Annotated in this window: 13 protein-coding genes; 1 reads left to right on the top strand and 12 read right to left on the bottom strand. The window is 62.1% G+C overall.

Going from position 1 to position 15,076, the window contains the following annotated elements; translation table 11 throughout:
* Positions 1 to 76: 76 nt before the first annotated feature.
* Positions 77 to 1,105 carry an ABC transporter substrate-binding protein gene (locus NT26_RS15500; RefSeq protein WP_052640064.1) on the bottom strand — a complete coding sequence of 343 codons (1,029 nt, stop codon included), beginning with the start codon at positions 1,103 to 1,105 and terminating at the stop codon, positions 77 to 79.
* 164 nt (positions 1,106 to 1,269) lie between these two features.
* Here NT26_RS15500 and NT26_RS15495 point away from each other — a divergent pair, with 164 nt between their 5' ends.
* Positions 1,270 to 2,280 (top strand): LacI family DNA-binding transcriptional regulator, encoded by a 1,011-nt coding sequence (locus NT26_RS15495; RefSeq protein ID WP_052640062.1) that lies wholly within the window; start codon positions 1,270 to 1,272, stop codon positions 2,278 to 2,280.
* A 98-nt stretch (positions 2,281 to 2,378) separates the two neighbouring features.
* Here NT26_RS15495 and iolB read toward each other — a convergent pair whose 3' ends face one another.
* The 11 genes from iolB to NT26_RS15440 all read right to left on the bottom strand — a co-directional run bounded on the left by iolB (position 2,379) and on the right by NT26_RS15440 (position 15,025).
* Positions 2,379 to 3,197, bottom strand: coding sequence for a 5-deoxy-glucuronate isomerase (gene iolB / locus NT26_RS15490; RefSeq protein WP_052640060.1), 819 nt, complete (start codon positions 3,195 to 3,197; stop codon positions 2,379 to 2,381).
* 60 nt (positions 3,198 to 3,257) lie between these two features.
* Positions 3,258 to 4,163: a myo-inosose-2 dehydratase gene (gene iolE, locus NT26_RS15485; protein ID WP_052640058.1), complete on the bottom strand. Its 906-nt coding sequence runs from the start codon at positions 4,161 to 4,163 to the stop codon at positions 3,258 to 3,260.
* A gap of 65 nt (positions 4,164 to 4,228) precedes the next feature.
* Entirely contained in the window at positions 4,229 to 6,061 is a 1,833-nt protein-coding gene (gene iolD, locus NT26_RS15480; RefSeq protein ID WP_052640056.1) for a 3D-(3,5/4)-trihydroxycyclohexane-1,2-dione acylhydrolase (decyclizing), read from the bottom strand.
* The gene (locus NT26_RS15475; protein ID WP_052642242.1) at positions 6,058 to 8,013 is read right to left on the bottom strand and encodes a bifunctional 5-dehydro-2-deoxygluconokinase/5-dehydro-2-deoxyphosphogluconate aldolase; all 1,956 of its coding nucleotides are present in this window, start codon (positions 8,011 to 8,013) and stop codon (positions 6,058 to 6,060) included. Before NT26_RS15475 ends, iolD begins: the two co-directional genes overlap by 4 nt.
* A gap of 23 nt (positions 8,014 to 8,036) precedes the next feature.
* Complete coding sequence (locus NT26_RS15470) at positions 8,037 to 8,867, bottom strand: MurR/RpiR family transcriptional regulator (RefSeq protein ID WP_052640054.1); 831 nt, start codon at positions 8,865 to 8,867, stop codon at positions 8,037 to 8,039.
* A 4-nt stretch (positions 8,868 to 8,871) separates the two neighbouring features.
* Positions 8,872 to 9,858 carry an inositol 2-dehydrogenase gene (iolG, locus tag NT26_RS15465; RefSeq protein WP_052640052.1) on the bottom strand — a complete coding sequence of 329 codons (987 nt, stop codon included), beginning with the start codon at positions 9,856 to 9,858 and terminating at the stop codon, positions 8,872 to 8,874.
* Between the two features lie 29 nt (positions 9,859 to 9,887).
* A complete protein-coding gene (locus NT26_RS15460; RefSeq protein WP_052640050.1) occupies positions 9,888 to 10,667 on the bottom strand; it encodes an ATP-binding cassette domain-containing protein in 780 nt (259 codons plus the stop codon).
* An 11-nt stretch (positions 10,668 to 10,678) separates the two neighbouring features.
* Complete coding sequence (locus NT26_RS15455; RefSeq protein ID WP_052640048.1) at positions 10,679 to 11,755, bottom strand: ABC transporter permease; 1,077 nt, start codon at positions 11,753 to 11,755, stop codon at positions 10,679 to 10,681.
* Between the two features lie 90 nt (positions 11,756 to 11,845).
* On the bottom strand, positions 11,846 to 12,790 hold the full coding sequence (locus NT26_RS15450) for a sugar ABC transporter substrate-binding protein (protein ID WP_052640046.1): 945 nt from the start codon (positions 12,788 to 12,790) through the stop codon (positions 11,846 to 11,848).
* A 265-nt stretch (positions 12,791 to 13,055) separates the two neighbouring features.
* A complete protein-coding gene (locus NT26_RS15445; protein WP_052640044.1) occupies positions 13,056 to 13,784 on the bottom strand; it encodes a response regulator transcription factor in 729 nt (242 codons plus the stop codon).
* Entirely contained in the window at positions 13,784 to 15,025 is a 1,242-nt protein-coding gene (locus NT26_RS15440) for a GAF domain-containing sensor histidine kinase (protein ID WP_052640042.1), read from the bottom strand. Before NT26_RS15440 ends, NT26_RS15445 begins: the two co-directional genes overlap by 1 nt.
* Positions 15,026 to 15,076 lie beyond the last annotated feature (51 nt).

Here is a 15,076-nt window from a genome sequence, read left to right as displayed (position 1 = left end):
ATTTTTGCGAGAGTGCGTGCAGGTTGCCGGTTTCTCAGCCGGCAACCTGCGGTTCACGCCGATGAGGCGGTGGCGGTCAGTTCGCCTTGGCGCCGATCTCCCTGTCCCAGCGCTCAAGGAGCGCCTTGCGCCGTTCGGGCTCGCCATAGGTCTTGAAGTCGTAGTCGATCAGCTTGATGTCCTCGAAGCGCGGTGCCTCCTTGGGGATTTCCGCGCTCTTGTTGGACGGTAGCTGGAAGGATTTGGCATCCTTCATCCGGGACTGCACCGGCGCAGAAAGTGCCCAGTCATACCACTTCTTGGCGTTCTCGACGTTCTTGGCGCCCTTGACGATCGACATGGAGCCAATTTCGTAGCCTGTGCCTTCGCAAGGAGCGACGGACTTGACGGGGAAGCCCTCTGCTGTCTGGGCCACTGCGTCGTGCATGAAGACGATGCCGAGTCCGGTTTCCCCGCGCGCTGCCGCTTTCACCGGCGCGGAACCAGACTTGGTGTACTGGGAGATGTTGGCGTTCAGCTTCTCCATGTAGTCATACGCCTCGTCCTCCCCCATGATCTGCACGAGCGAGCCGAGAGCCGTATAGGCAGTTCCCGACGAATTGGGGTTCGCCATCTGGATCTCACCCTTCAGCGCGGGATCCAGCAGATCGGCCCAGCATTTCGGTTCCTTCCACCCCTTCGACGCGAAGATCTCGGTGTTGTATCCCCAGCCCAGCGCGCCGGCATAGATGCCCACCGTCTTGTAGTCCGCGCTTTCGGCCTGCTTGACAGCCCAGTCCTGCAATTCGCCCAGCATCGGCGACTTGTATTCCTCGGTCAGGTTCTCGGCCGCAGCCTGGAGATGGGGGTCTCCCGTGCCGCCCCACCAGATATCCGTCTTCGGATTGCGGGCTTCTGCCCGGATCTTGGCATAGGTCTCACCGGACGAGAGCCGGACCATGTTGACCGAAATCCCGGTTTCCTTCTGGAAATCCCCTTGCATCTGCTCGCAGATCACGACGTCTGCCGAGCAGATCAGATTGAGACTGCCTTCCGCCTTGGCGTTGAAGGCAATAAGCGATGCGCTCGCGGCAAGGCCTGCCGCGATCAACTTGATCGAGTTCATGTGGTCTCCTCCGGTGTACGGACGCCTCCACGTCCGCCGCTTTGCAAGCGTGTGCAAATGCTGCATGATATTTTGCCTGCTGTCAAACAGTAACGCTCCACAAATGAGGTTTGGCGTGCTAGGAGACGTGTGCACTCCCGTGCAAGAAGCAGATCGGAACGACGTTGAGCCGAAAAGTTTTCGTAAGTGCCCAGGAGGTGGCGGCCAAGGCTGGCGTTTCGCGATCGGCGGTGTCGCGTACATTTACGCCGGGGGCCAGCGTTTCGAAGGAAACGCGGCTACGGGTCCTGCAGGCGGCAGAGGAACTCGGATACCACGTAAATCACTTGGCTCGTGGGCTCACGCGTCGGGAAAGCGGCATTGTCTGCCTGATCGTTTCGGACCTCGCCACGCCCTATCGGTCGAGCCTGCTCCGCACCTTGACTGACCGACTTCAGAACTCCGGCCGGGTTGCCATGGTGATCAACACCGATCGCTCCGACGGAAGCGTCGACCGCGCACTCCAGCAGGCGATACGCTATCGGGCCGAAGCATCGATCATCCTATCCGGCATGCCTGACAGGTCCATCATCGACCTCTGCCTCAGGAACGGCCAGCGGCTCGTTCTCATCAATCGCGACGAAGAGCAGGAAGGCATCCTGCGCATCAATCTCGATGACGCCGTGGCGGCGCAGACCGCCGTCCAGGCATTCTGGAGGGCGAAATGCAGGCACCTCGGGTTCGCCAACTCTGCCGCAGGCACACCCAGCCTGATGGCGAGGGAAGCAGGGTTCGTGGCGGAGGCCGCGGCGCGGGGGCTTCCGGTTCTGGTGGAACGGCAGGGCGCTACCGGATACGAATGCGGGCGTGCGATCGCGCGAAGAATGATGACCGGACGCCAACGCCCTGACGCGGTCTTTTGCGCCACGGATCTGATAGCCTGCGGGTTCATGGATGGCGTTCGAGAGGAGTTCGGCCTCTCCATACCCGCTGATATCTGCATCGTCGGATTCGATGATATCGAGCAGGCCTCCTGGGGCTCCTATGAGTTGACGACCTTCGCCCAGCCGGTTGATCAGATTGCTCTCGAAACCGTCAGTTGGCTCGGCGCCCACGACAATCTGGCCTCCGGTGAGGGGTCCCTGCTGACACTGCACGCCGAAATGATCTGGCGCAAAACAGTTCGCGCCGGCTGAAGGGCTTTGCAGTCTCGACTCCGTTCCGGGCTCGGCCTTCACGTCGGAGAATGAATGCTGCTACTCCGGCAGGGGAGCACGGGAACGCCTAGCGCAATTCAGGCGTCCTGTTTCGCGATCCAGTCATGGGCCGGATGGTTCTGGAAGCGCCATTTGCGGAGAGGGCCGGCCATGACATTGAGATAGTACATGTCATAGCCGTAAGGCGCGGCGCAGGGGTGGTGGCCTTTCGGGACCAGCACGACATCGTGGTTGGAGACGCTCATCGTCTCGTCCAGCGTCCCGTCCTCGGTGAAGACACGTTGATGACCGTACCCCTGGTCGGGGTTCAGGCGGTGGTAATAGGTCTCTTCAAGGTAGGTCATCTCCGGAAACCGGTCCTCGTCATGGCGATGCGGTGGGTAGGATGACCAGTTGCCGGCCGGCGTAAACACTTCCGTCACTAGCAGGCTGTCGGCGACATCCGATTCCTCCATGGCGATCGGGAAAATGTAACGCGTATTGGCGCCCTTGCCGCGCGTCACGAGATCCGGCACGTCGAGCACCCGCGCCTCGTGGCTTCCCTTCCCAGGTGCGGTGCAAACGGCGAGCGTGCAGTCGGTCACGGCAGTCGCGGTCCAACTGCTGCCATTCGGTATGTAGGCACAGGCAGGCTTCTTGCGCTCGAAGACATTCATCCGCTCACCAAGGACGCCCAGGCTCGCGTCCGCTGCCGCGATCTCTGCCCTGCCTTCGACGAGCACGAGGATCACCTCCCTGTCACCCGTCACTTCCGCGGCGCGTTCCCCCGCCTTCAGGCGGTAGAGCCCGAAGCCGACATAGGACCAGTCCGGCGACTTTGCGGTTCTGGCCTTCTCGACCGTAATGTCGTGCAGTTTTCCGGTCGTGCCACGTGGCTTGATCAAGAGTTCCGACATTCGTTCTTCCTTCCATCTGGCCATGTCAGCACCGCTTCAGCGTGGTCGTGGCAAGTCTGCTCAATCGCGATCGGCAACCGTAAGGCCGGCCGTAGCGCAAACCGCAAGGATGTGCTCGTAGCCCATCTTCGAAAAGTCGTAAGGGGGCGCCTTGGCCGGATCCTGCTCAGCCTCCACAACGATCCAGCCGTGATAATTCATGCCGTTGAGCCGCTGTGCGACGTCAAGGAAGTCGATCGCTCCATCGCCAGGCACGGTGAAGGCGCCGGCAACAACGGCGTCGAGGAAGCTCAGGTTGTTCTCCCTGACGTTCCTGACGACGTCTGGGCGGATATCCTTGAAGTGGACATGATGGATGCGGTCGCCCCAGCGATCCATGGTCTTGGCAATGTCGCCGCCGCCAAAGACGAGATGGCCGGTATCGAAGCAGAGGGTCACTTCAGGCCCGGAGGATTCCATCAGCCAGTCGATGTCTTCCTGGTCCTCGATGAAGGCACCCATATGGTGGTGATAGGAAAGGGTGACGCCCTGGCCGGCCGTCCATTTGGCAAGTTCCGTCAGCTTTCGACCATAGGCATGCACCTCATCGCGGGAGAGCTTGGGCCGGTCGTTGACGGGCACCCCGATCTGGCCCTGCACCGTGTTGGAGCATTCGGCATAGACGATGCAGGGCGCCTGCAGCGCCGCGAACTGCTCGACCTGCTGGAAAATCCCCGCCCGTTCCGCGGCGACATCGGAGACGAGGAGATTGCCGGAACACCAGCCGCCGCAAAGGGCGATGTCGAACCGTTCGAGGAACAGCCTCAAGCCTTGCGTGTCCTGCGGCATGCGACGGCCACGCTCGACACCGGTATAGCCGATCTCGCGCGCCTCCTTGAGCGCCTGTTCCATCGTGTAGGCGGCGGTGAGATCCGGCAGGTCATCGTTCTGCCAGGCGATGGGGGAGATGCCGATCTTGACACTCATCTGCTTATCCTTTGCCGCGCGGGGCGGACATGTTGTTGTGCTTCATGTTCTCGGGAGATCGAGCCTCAGTTGACCCGCTGTCGCTTGAGGTTTTCCAGGTAGCGCTCCCGCGCCTTTCGTACGGGCTCGCGGGCCGAGACCTCCGGGACTGCGACGTCCCACCAGCTGCCGCCTGCTTCCGTCGACGGATAGGGATCGGTGTCGATGACGACCACGAAGGGTCCGGACGCCTCACGTGCTTCGACGAGCGCGGCCTCCAGTTCCGCGATCGTGGCGACCTTCCGAGTCTCGGCGCCCATGGAGGCCGCATGGGCCGCGAAGTCGATGCGCGAGGGGTTGACGTGCTGGGCGTGGTCGAGAAGGTTGTTGAACTCCGCACCGCCGGTGCTCATCTGCAGCCGGTTGATGCATCCGAAGCCGCGATTGTCGGTGACTACGAGCGTGATTTTGACGCCCATCATCACGGCGGTCGCTAGTTCGGAGTTCGCCATCATGTAGGACCCATCGCCGATCATGCAGATCACATCGCGATCCGGTTCCGCCATCTTTATCCCGATTGCCCCGGCGATCTCGTAGCCCATGCAGGAGTAGCCATATTCCATGTGATAGGACATCGGACGGCCGGCTTTCCAGAGCTTGTGCAGTTCTCCCGGCATGGTGCCGGCGGCGCACATCACTACGGTATCCGGACCTGCCGAACGCTGTACGGCGCCGATGACCTGCATGTCGGTCGGCAGTGCGTTTTCCTCCGGCTCCGGCGCGTCGGTGACCCTGTCCGCTGCCGCGAACCAGTCCGATTTGAGCGCAGGATCGGGTGCAGCGAAGCGAGCGTCACCGAGAGCCTTCGCAAGGGCAGAAAGCCCCGCCGCTGCGTCTGCGCACAGCGGCTCGGCACCGTGCTTCTCCGCATCATAGGCCTGGACGTTGAGGCTGATCAGCGTGCGGCTGGGATTATTGAAGAGGGCCCAGGAGCCGGTGGTGAAGTCCTGGAAGCGCGTTCCGACTCCCAGAACGACGTCAGCATCAGCGCAGATAGCATTGGCGCTGGACGCACCGGTCACGCCGACGGGGCCGAAATTGACCCGGTGATCCCAGGGAAGTGACGACTTGCCCGCCTGCGTTTCCACGACCGGAATGTCGAAGCGTTCGGCAAACGCCTGCAGGTCGGCATGTGCCTGCCCATAGTGCACGCCGCCGCCTGCAATGATGACCGGGTTCTGTGCCGCCTTGAGGATGGCGGCAACCTGCTGGACTTCGACGAGATCCGGCTGAGGGCGACGGATGCGCCACGTCTTCTGCGCGAAGAAGTCCTCCGGCCAGTCGTATGCCTCGGCCTGCACGTCCTGACAGAAGGCGAGGGTGACGGGCCCGCAGTCGGCAGGATCCGTCATCGTCCGGAAGGCCCGGGGCAGGGCCGTCAGCAATTGCTCCGGCCGCATGATCCGGTCGAAGTAGCGGCTCACAGGGCGGAAGCAGTCATTGGCTGAGACGGTGCCGTCATCGAAATCCTCGACCTGCTGCAGAACGGGATCCGGTCCGCGCCCGGCAAAGACGTCGCCTGGCATGAGAAGAACGGGAAGCCGATTGACATGCGCCAGTGCCGCCGCGGTCACCATGTTCGTGGCACCGGGGCCGATGGAGGACGTAACCATCATCGCCCGACGTCGTCCAAGCTGCTTGGCGTAGGCGATTGCAGTATGGGCCATGGTCTGCTCGTTGTGGCCCCGCCAGGTCTGGAGGCGTTCGCGCTCACTGTGCAGCGCCTCGCCGATGCCGGCCACGTTGCCGTGCCCGAAGATGGCCCAGCAGCCGGCGATGAAGGGCTCGCCGTCCTCGTTCAGTTGGTTCGCGATGTAGCGGATGGCGGCCTGTGCCGCAGTCAGTCGGATCGTCTTCATGCTGTCTCTCCGGCGTATGTGGCGCCTGTTTCCGTTGCTGCGGTCCGGGCCTCGTCCCAGATCCGGCAGAGGCGGCCGTAGCGCTCCTGCATCATGGCAATTGCTTCGGCGTCGCCGATCTCGCCCCACAGCCAGCGTCGCGCAGCATCGGCGAAGATCGTGCGCCCGACGGCAAAGCCCTTGACGAGGTCGAACTGTGCAGCCGCCCGGAAGCTTTGCTGTAGGTCCGCCTCCGGTGCATCAAGGCCCAGAATCACGATGCCGCGGATATGCGGGTCGTTTTCCTCGATAGCCTGGCAGGCGGCTCGCCATGCGGCGGGCGAACGCATCGGCTCCAGTTTCCACCAGTCGGGGTAAATCCCGATCTCATAGAAGCGGCGAATGAGATCGGCGGTCGTCTGATCGTCTACCGGACCGGCCTTGGAGGGGATGATCTCCAGCAGGAACTCCAGGTCGTTGCGTCGGGCGGCGGTGAAGAGCCGAAGCAGTGTCTCTTCCTGCTCCTGGCGCAGTTCCACTCTGTCGTCGGGATGGCAGAAGCACAGGACCTTCACCACGTGGTCCTTCGGCCAGTTGTCCAGCCCGCCGCAGTCCGGCCCGAGATCCGGTTCCAGCGTCAGCGGTCGGGATCCCGGCCATTCGGTCGGTCGGCCGATCCAGAGTCCGGTGCCAGTAGCTGCATGCAGCGCCTTGCGGCCTAGGCGGTCATCGCAAAGTATGCCGTAGCCATGGTGGCCACCTGCAACCTTCAAGGCAGATTGCAGGCAGAGGGTCTTGAACTGACCGATCCGGCTCATCTCCGCTCCCGCCTCCTTGGCGAGGGTTTCAAGTTGCATGCGGTGGTCGAAGGCGAAGATTCGCATCTCGGGCCAGTCGCCCTTGCGGTTGGTGGACCAGTGGACCTGCTCCAGTGCCGGATCGTTGCGCAGGTCCGGGCGCTTGACGCCTCGTTTCAGGAAGAACTGCAGCTCCTCCCATGAAGGATAGGCGGGCGTGCAGCCATGGCGGGAAACGGCAAACGCGCCGCAGGCATTGGCATAGGTGAGCGCAGTCTCCCACGGTTCGTCTCTCAGCCAGCCGCGCAGCAGGCCGGACATGAAGCCATCGCCGGCGCCCAGCACGTTGAAGACCTCGATCGGGAAGCCGGGGCCTGAGCGGCCCTCGTCCAGCCTGCTGCCGATCTCGGCCTCGAACGCGACGGCGCCCATGGGACCGCGCTTGCAGACGAGGGTCGCGGAGGAGACTTTTCGGACATTTCGTAGTGCTTCGATCGTGTCGGTTGAGCCTCCCGCGATGTGAAACTCCTCCTCGGTCCCGACGATAAGGTCGAAGAGGTGGAGCGTGGACTGCAGTTTTGCGGTCACCGCCCCGGATTCGATGAACCGGCTTTCGCCCGCCCCATGGCCGGCGAGGCCCCAGAGGTTGGGGCGGTAGTCGATGTCGAGCGCCGTTCTGGCGCCATGCTTGCGGGCGAGGTCGAGGGCCTTCAGGACCGCGGCTTCCGTGCGTGGATGGGAGAGATGCGTTCCGGTGGCGCAGACACAAGCTGCAGAGCCTATGAAGCCCTCGTCAATGTCGTCCTCGCAGAGCGCCATGTCGGCGCAGTTCTCACGGTAGAAGATCAACGGAAAACTGTGCTCGTCCCGGATACCCAGAAGCACCAGTGCCGTCAGCCGCTCCGGATCGGTCTTCACCCCCGTCACGTCGACGCCTTCCGCGACCAGCTGTTCGCGGATGAAGCGCCCCATGTGCTCGTCGCCGACGCGGGTGATCACCCCTGACTTCAGGCCAAGCCGCGCTGAACCGGCGGCGATGTTGGTGGGGCTGCCTCCGATATACTTGGAGAAGGAGCGCATGTCCTCGAGCCGTCCTCCAACCTGATCTCCGTAGAGATCGACCGAGGAGCGACCTATGGTGATGAGGTCGAGCCGCTTCGTGCTTTCCTTCCGCATGACGTCGGTTTCTCCCTCGGTTCTCATTGCATGTGCCGCCGCCGCTCGGCGATCGCCACGGGCAGGGCGGAAACGATCGCCATGGACGCGGCGATGGAGCGGAAGCCTGCGTAGTCGTTCTCGGCGATCTCGAGCCAGACCTTGGACAGCGGAGCGAGGGGCGAGAGCGGGGAGTCCGTCAGAGATACGATCGGCACACCACGGTCGTGCAGGCGGACCGCCAGGTCCACCGTGTCTGAGGCATAAGGCGCGAAGGAGCAGATGAAGGCCGCGTCGTCGGCCTGCGCCATGTCGGCGATCTCCTCATCTATCCCGTTCGTGGAGCCGACCATGATGGCGCGGATGCCAAGCTTGCCGAACGCATAGGCAAGATGTGCGGCGAGCGGATAGGAGCGCCGGCGGGCGATGAGATAGATGGTGCGAGCGCGTGCCAGCACCGTCACGACCTTGGCGAATTCCGCATCCGTCACCTGCGCGGAGAGCTTGTCCACGGAGTTTCGCGCCGCATCGATGAAGCCATGCATGACCGTGCCGTCGAACGTCCCGGGGGAGGCCTTCGCTTCAAGCCGGCTGAGGCGTTCCTCGTAGCTGGAGGCGCGCGCCATCAGCCGCTCCCGGAAGACCTGCTGCAGGTCGGAGAAGCCTTCGTACCCGAGATGGTGTGCAAGCCGCACCAGCGTCGACGGTTGTACCTGCGCCGCCTTGGCAATGGAGGCTGTCGTGCCGAGCGCAATCTCGTCGGGATTGGCCAAGACATAGCCTGCCGCCTCCGCCAGTCGTTTGGGCAGTGTGTCCTGCGCACCGACGATACGGTTGCGCAGGATCTCAAAACTGTTCTTGCCCTCGACCATCATATCCTCAAAGCCTGACCACAACGCCCTGCCTTGCCGAGCGGAGGGCCGCATCCGCGAGCTTGAGGGCGCGCAGGCCATCTTCGCCGCTCGGCGAGGGGGATGCCCCGTCCTTGACGACGGAAACGAAGGCGGCAATCTCCGACGCGTAGGCCTCCACGTAGCGGGTCATGAAGAAGTCGTGCAGCGGCGGGCGGGTGTAGCCGTCGCCGGTCGCAAGTTCGATCGTGACAGGCCGCTGGTTCTCCACCGAAATGCTGCCCTTCGAGCCGTGCACCTCCACCCGCTGGTCATAGCCGTAGGTGGCGCGTCGCGAGTTTGAGATCGTGCAGTGCTTGCCCGACGCCGTGGTCATGGTGACAGAGGCGCTGTCGTAATCGACGCCCTCGATCGCCTTGTCGGTCAGGACCGAACCGGTGGCGTAGACCGTCGCGGGTTCCTCGCCCAGGAGGAAGCGGGCCATGTCGAAGTCGTGGATGGTCATGTCGCGAAAGATGCCGCCGGAGGTCTTGATGTAGTCCATCGGCGGGGCGCCCGGGTCACGCGAGACGATCTGGATCATCTCGACTTCACCAATGCGTCCATCGGAGATGGCCTTCTTGACCGCCGCGAAGTGCGGATCGTAGCGGCGCTGGAAGCCGAGCATGAGCTTTGCGCCGGTGTCCCGAACGACCTTGAGGCAGGATTCGGCACGGGCGACATCGAGGTCCACCGGCTTCTCGCAGAAGATGGCCTTTCCGGCGCGTGCGAACATCTCGATCAGGTCCGCATGGGTGTTCGTCGGCGTGCATATGATGACGGCATCAACCGCGGGATCCGCGGCGATCTCGTCAATTGTCGAAACCCGGCAGCCGTATTGCTCGGATATCGCCCTCGCTGCGTCCGCGACGGGATCGGCAACGAAGGCGAGTTCTGCATCTGGATTGCCAGAAATGGCCCGCGCATGAACCTTGCCGATGCGACCAGCGCCGAGTAGGGCGAACTTGAGTGTCATGTTGTCCTCTTGTCTGGGAGATGAGCGGTTCACGCCGCCGTATCCTGAAATTCGGCGCCTGTCTTGGCGCCTGTGATGTATGCCACGACATCCTGACCGTCGGTCTCGTCCTTCTTCAGGTCGGCAACGATGCGCCCCCGCCGGAAGACGACGATACGATCGACAAGATCGAAAACCTGCCGCATGTTGTGGCTGATGAGGATCAGCGGTTCTCCCTGTTGCTTCAGGGTCCGGATGATGTTCTCCACCTGGGCGGTTTCCTGAACGCCCAGTGCTGCCGTCGGCTCGTCCATGATCGTCAACTTGGAATGAAAAGTCGCCGTGCGTGCGATGGCCACGCATTGCCGTTGGCCGCCCGACATGTTTCGGATCGTGTTCCTCAGATTGGGAATTTTCACCGCCGTCTTCTCCAGCGCCTCCAGGGTGCGCTGCCGCATGGCCTTGTAGTCAAGGATGGAGAAAGGCCCGAAACGGAAACGGACCAGTTCGCGGCCAAGGAAGAGGTTGTCGGGAACGTCCAGTTCGTCCGCAAGCGCAAGCGACTGGAAAACGGTTTCAATGCCCGCCTCGCGCGCCTCCATCGGATTCTCGAACGCCACAGGTTCGCCGTTGAAGATGATCTGGCCCCGGGTCGGCCGCTCGACACCGGTGATCTGCCTGACGAAGGTAGATTTGCCGGCACCATTGTCGCCCATGATGGCGACATGTTCGCCCGCGTGGATCCTGAAGTTGGCGCCCTCGAGCGCATGGACGCCGCCATAATGCTTCGTCAGGCCGACCGTTTCGAGGATGGTGTTGCTGCTGGTCATGACGTCCTCCCTCATGGACCCCAGGCGGCCCGGCGCTGGCGCCACTGGTCCAGCACGACTGCGGCGACGATGATCCCGCCCTTCACCATCTCCTGATAATAGGCGTCGAGCCTCAGGAAGGTGAAGCCGGAGATGATAACGCCGAAGATGAGTGCCCCGAGTACGGTGCCGAGGATCGAGCCGCGGCCGCCGGACAACGAGACGCCTCCGATAACGGCCATGGCGATGGCGTCCAGCTCGTACATCACCCCCATTCCCGCCTGGGCAGTCAGGTTCTTCGAGGACAGGACGATCGCTGCTACGCCGGCGAGCATTCCGGCGATGGTGTAGACGAGAACCTTGTGTCGGCCCACCTTGATACCTGACATGCGGGCGGCGTCTTCATTCGAGCCGATGGCGTAGGTGTGCTTCCCGTAAACGGTGTGGCGCAAGACCAGATGGAAGAGGATCGCGAGAGCCACGAATATGATAACAGGCATGAGCCCATCGCCGACGGCACGGTAACCTTCTGTCGGGAACGAGATCGGCCTGCCAGCGGTCCACCACTTGGCGATGCCGCGTGCCGTTACCATCATTCCCAATGTCGCGATGAAGGGCGGTATTCCGGTATAGGCGATCAGCGCGCCGTTGATGATCCCCGCAAGGAGGCCGAACAGGAGTGCAACTGCAATCGGGACAAGGACAGGAAGGTCCGTGGCCCATAGGCCCAGTGCCAGCGTCGGGTTAACGTTGCCGTTTACTTCCGCGATCTGTGCGAAGCTCATTGCGATCATGGCGGCGGCACCCACCACCGAACCGGACGACAGGTCGATACCGCCAGAGATGATGACCTGCGTCACGCCGATGGCGATGATGCCGACGATCGACACTTGAAGGATGATGATGCGCAGCCGTTGTTCATTGAAGATCGAGCTGCTCCGGCCCGAACTGTCGAACAGAAAGCTCTGACCCATCATCAGGTGGCCAAGCAACTCGAAGATGCCGATGATGAGGATGAGTGCGATCAGCACGTTCATCTCGTTTGGCCATCGCCGCTTCGAACTGTCGAAGGCAAGGCCGCCGACGCCGTGCAGGTTGGAAGTCGCCATCGCTCAGACTCCGAAGTTCAGCAGCAACAGATGTGGGGCTGGTCGTTGTGGCGAGGGCAGCCGAGACAACCCTCGCGAGTGGCGCAACACTCAGTTCTTTGACTTATATTCGGCGATGTTGTCGGGTGTGACCAACTGGAACGGGATGTAGACCTTCTGATCGACGTTTTCGCCCTTGGCGAGCTTCAGCGCGGCGTCGACTGCTCCCTTGCCTTGGCCGGCCGCATCCTGGAAGACGGTGACATCGAGGTCACCAGCTTCCATCGCAGCCAGTGCATCCTGGGTGGCATCGACCCCGCCGACGACGACATCTTCCATCGACACGTTTGCGGCCTTCATCGCCTGTATTGCGCCGAGCGCCATCTCGTCGTTGTTGGAGATTACCGCATCGAATGTCTCACTCGTGGAGAGCCAGTTGGTCATCAGGTCCTGCGCCTCATCGCGGGACCAGTTGGCGGTCTGCTCATCGATGATCTGCAGTTCAACCTGGCATTCGCCCGACTTCATCACATCCTTGATATCCTGCGTCCGCATAACCGCGGCCTGGTTGGAAAGCTCACCCATCATGATGTAGATGCGGGCGGGGTTCTTTCCCTTCTCGCTGAGCAGTCGGCAGACTTCCTTTGTCTCTAGCGTGCCCGACTCCTGTTCGTTGGAAGCGACAAAGGCCTGATTGTCCGGTAACGAGTCCACGTTGATCGGCTCGCGGTTAACATAAACCAGCGGCACACCAGCGGCTTCGGCCGCCTTGGTCATGGCTTCGGTCGCCGAGGTATCAACCGGATTGACAATGATGGCGTCGACACCTGAGGCAACGAAGTTGTTGATCTGGTCGAGCTGCTTTGCGACGTCATTCTGAGCGTCCTCGATTTGCAGCTCTACCCCGTCCAGTGTCTTGACGTAGTCACTCATGCCGTTGCGCAGGACGGTCAGGAAATTGTCGTCGAACAGGGCCATCGATACGCCGATGTTCTCGGCATGGGCAGCAGTCGACATGAGGGCGGCCGTTATAGCGCCCAGAACGAGCTTCTTCATGATTTTTCCTCCACTGCGGGTGCCGGTTCACCCGTGATAGCCCGGATTGGCGGTCCTTGGTGGCCGCGCCTAATCTTCCCACCTCCCCGTGGAAAGTTTAGTCCCTTGATGCTTCATGATGAAATAAGTATTCCATTTCTGCGCGGAGTCAACCCGTCTCTTCCAGCGTGGAAAGCATTCGGTGCGGTCTGTCGAGGGGCTTACATTCCTGGTTGAATTCCAGATCAGGAGTGGACGGCGCGTTGCGGTGCGTGCCTGCGGGCTCTCAATTCTGCTTGACCCCCAGCCACTCATTCAGCTCGGCTTCGGCGCGCTCCAGGGCGCTGTAATTGATCAGCTTGCGCAGCAAGGCTACGGCGACGGCCCGGCCGCGAAGATTATAGCGACCCTCTTCCATGTCTTCGCCGACGCGTTGATAGACATTGAGCTTCTCGTAGAGCTGTTGCAGCCGATTTTGCACGCTTCTGAGGGACAGATTGTGACGGCGGGCAATCATGCGGTCTGTCAAGCCGAGTGCTATGTCGATCAGGATCTCGTATTCGACATCGGTAAAGCCGTTGACGTGGCCAAGGCTCTTCTGCTGCATACCGCGGACTTCCCGGTCGATGACGCATTGCGCCTCCATGAAGATGCTGCGGAGCGCGAGCTTGAGCCGGTCATCGGAGGCCGACTTCAAGACATAGCCATAGGCCGCACCTTCGGGCACGATGCGTGACACGCCTCGTACATAGGCTTCATCGGCGTAGTTGGACCAGAAGAGGATGCGCGTATCCGGTCGCTCCTTCCAGATGGTCCGGGCCGCCTCGATGCCATTGCGCTCCGACATCTGCAGGTCCATGACGATGTGCGCCGAGCGGTGCTGCCGTGCAAGACCTTCCCCGACCCTGCCATTCTCGGCTTCCAGCACCAGATCACATTCGGGCAAGGCAGCGCGAACCGCGTCGTGCAGATATGAACGGTGAAGCGGATCGTCTTCGACGATGAGAACTTCCATCATGTCCTTCCTGTCGGTTGCTGCCTTGGGTGTCCCAGTGGAAGCCAGAGTTTCACCTGTGTACCAGAGCCATCCGGCCTGCAGCCTATCTCGAAACGGGCGCCGATAAGGCGGGCCCGGGTGCGCATGTTGTCGATGCCGTGACCGACCTGTTCCTGCGGATGTCCGATCCCGACGCCGTCGTCGTTCACGATCACCCAAAGACCGCTACCAACCTTCTGCAGGTTCACAACGATCTCCGAGGGCTGGCCGTGGCGGACCGCGTTGTTGATCGCTTCCTGCACGATGCGGAACAGGGCCGTCGCAACGGTCTGGTCGAGGCTCTCGAGACTTGTGCAGCTGTCGTCAACCACTTGGCAGCAGACTTGCCCTCCCGTCTCCCGCACCGAGCGCTCGAGATGATTTTCTATGGCCTCGGTCACTCCGAAGAGTTGCAGCACCGACGGCTTAGCCTCTTCGATGATCTGGCGCAGGTCGTGCATACAGTGCTGAAGGCTTCGAAAGACCGGTTCCAGCGTCTCACCCGGCACGTCCGGCAGATGCGTCAGGCGCTCCAGGCGCCTCGCGAGTCTTGTCAGGTCGGCAAGGGTCTGGTCGTGAAGATCCATGCCGATCCTCTGGCGTTCCGCTTCGAGCGCTTCGGTGAGCTTGAGGGCTCCGAGACGAAGGCCCTCCTCCCGTGCACGCGCTTCGGTCTCGACGACGGCGGATCGCTTCGCCTGATCCGCTGCACGCAAGGCGAAGAAGTAGGGCGCCAGAAGATCCGCTATCGAGCGGGCATTTTCCACGTCTTCCATCGTGTAGTGGTCGAGCCGGTGACTGGAGCAACTGAGAGCTCCGATGATGTCTCCCTGGACGCGCAAGGGAACGTGCAGCCGGCTGTGCAAGGAAAGGGCGATGATCGGGCTGGAGAAGGCGCCATCGAAATGAAAGCGCGGGTCGGTGCAGGCGTCGCCGGAGAGAAGATGGTCGACTTCGCCCGAGAGCAGGCTGCGGATCGGGCTTCCACTCAGCAGGGCCGGGGGATGCTGGCTCCAGGCTGTTTCGAGGCCGCTTTCGTAGGCGATATGGTACTTTCCGTCGATCATCTTGATACAGACGTCGAGATGGTCATGCGGAATGATGTGGCCGATCTCGACCGCGACCGCCTGGATGATCGAGTTGAAGTCGAGCTGTCCCGCCAGCAGCCGCGAGATACCAAGGTAGTGATCGAAGAGCGCGCTTCTCGTCGGGTTCAGCATTGGCGACGTCCTCCCCGTCGGCGTCGGCGCGGGCAAGGCGCCAGGTTCATT

The organism is Pseudorhizobium banfieldiae (assembly GCF_000967425.1).
Classification (GTDB): domain Bacteria; phylum Pseudomonadota; class Alphaproteobacteria; order Rhizobiales; family Rhizobiaceae; genus Neorhizobium; species Neorhizobium banfieldiae.
The sequence above is the reverse complement of the archived record's forward strand: the minus strand, read 5'-3'. Positions and strand labels throughout refer to the sequence as shown.

Coding starts and splice junctions, on each gene's coding strand:
- NT26_RS15500 (WP_052640064.1), bottom strand. CDS start 1,105: ATGAACTCGATCAAGTTGATCGCGGCAGGCCTTGCCGCGAGCGCATCG.
- iolB (WP_052640060.1), bottom strand. CDS start 3,197: ATGTCGGAACTCTTGATCAAGCCACGTGGCACGACCGGAAAACTGCAC.
- iolE (WP_052640058.1), bottom strand. CDS start 4,163: ATGAGTGTCAAGATCGGCATCTCCCCCATCGCCTGGCAGAACGATGAC.
- iolD (WP_052640056.1), bottom strand. CDS start 6,061: ATGAAGACGATCCGACTGACTGCGGCACAGGCCGCCATCCGCTACATC.
- NT26_RS15475 (WP_052642242.1), bottom strand. CDS start 8,013: ATGCGGAAGGAAAGCACGAAGCGGCTCGACCTCATCACCATAGGTCGC.
- NT26_RS15470 (WP_052640054.1), bottom strand. CDS start 8,867: ATGATGGTCGAGGGCAAGAACAGTTTTGAGATCCTGCGCAACCGTATC.
- iolG (WP_052640052.1), bottom strand. CDS start 9,858: ATGACACTCAAGTTCGCCCTACTCGGCGCTGGTCGCATCGGCAAGGTT.
- NT26_RS15460 (WP_052640050.1), bottom strand. CDS start 10,667: ATGACCAGCAGCAACACCATCCTCGAAACGGTCGGCCTGACGAAGCAT.
- NT26_RS15455 (WP_052640048.1), bottom strand. CDS start 11,755: ATGGCGACTTCCAACCTGCACGGCGTCGGCGGCCTTGCCTTCGACAGT.
- NT26_RS15450 (WP_052640046.1), bottom strand. CDS start 12,790: ATGAAGAAGCTCGTTCTGGGCGCTATAACGGCCGCCCTCATGTCGACT.
- NT26_RS15445 (WP_052640044.1), bottom strand. CDS start 13,784: ATGGAAGTTCTCATCGTCGAAGACGATCCGCTTCACCGTTCATATCTG.
- NT26_RS15440 (WP_052640042.1), bottom strand. CDS start 15,025: ATGCTGAACCCGACGAGAAGCGCGCTCTTCGATCACTACCTTGGTATC.